General features: G+C 58.6%; 1 protein-coding gene. It reads right to left on the reverse strand.

The features are described from left to right. On the reverse strand, positions 1-402 hold a 402-nt coding region (locus EOA22_RS35440), incomplete at its 3' end, for an FAD-dependent oxidoreductase (protein WP_164756267.1). Positions 403-899 lie beyond the last annotated feature (497 nt).

Consider the following 899-nt stretch of genomic DNA (forward strand, 5'->3'; position numbering starts at 1 on the left):
CAAATGCGTCTCTCGGTCGAGATCGCCAAGCGTCGCGCCGCCCTGAACTCGCACGGTCTGGGTCTTGGGCTCAACCATCACGCCACGCATGGCGGAGAGGTCGATCACGATGCAGTTGTCGCAGAGCGCGCGCCAGGCGACATTGTGACCGCCCCCACGCACCGCGACAAGAAGGTCGTTTTTAGAAGCGAATTTCACTGCGTGGATTAAATCAGCGACACCGAGGCAGCGTGCGATCAGTCCAGGGTGTCGATCAATTGCCGCGTTCCAAATACGGCGTGCCTCGTCGTAATCGGCATCAGCGAGCCGGATAAGGCGGCCAGCCAACCCCGAAGCGAACTCATCGATGAGGTCTGCGCCAATCGGCATGCCATTGCGACTTTGAAGCTGCGTCTCTAACATATCCTCCTCCTCAAGCGCGTAAGCTCAAGCCTCGCGGTGAGAAGTAGCATAACACCAGTTGGCGGGCCTGTGACGCCGAAAACACCTTCGATCCGATAAGTGGCGCTCGGTGCGGAATGGCCGCTTTTGCCAACTGGATTCTAGGAAGCTGCCAGTCGGCTCGCGGCCCCATGACAGTCACATCAAGCAACGGAGAGGCGCACGCCACCAGCCGAGCAGCTCGCACACCACGGTATACCTCGACTAACGTAACACCGCCGCCGGTTGCGGCGTAACATCTGGGTGGATCGACTATCTGTGACAGGGTAGCGTCACGCCTAAACCTTGAGGTGACAGGGCCGCAGATAGCGAGCCATCGGGCAAAAATCGAAAGGCCGGAAGGGTTGCCGTACGGTTTTACAAGGCAACGACGCTAGGTCGTTCCAACAAAAACCGCGCTGTCGAGATTGGGTCATTGCACTGTTCCCATTCGGTCCTTTCCCCATGAGAACTGCCCA

The sequence above is a fragment of the Mesorhizobium sp. M7A.F.Ca.US.014.04.1.1 genome (assembly GCF_003998745.1).
Taxonomy (GTDB): Bacteria; Pseudomonadota; Alphaproteobacteria; order Rhizobiales; family Rhizobiaceae; genus Mesorhizobium; species Mesorhizobium ciceri.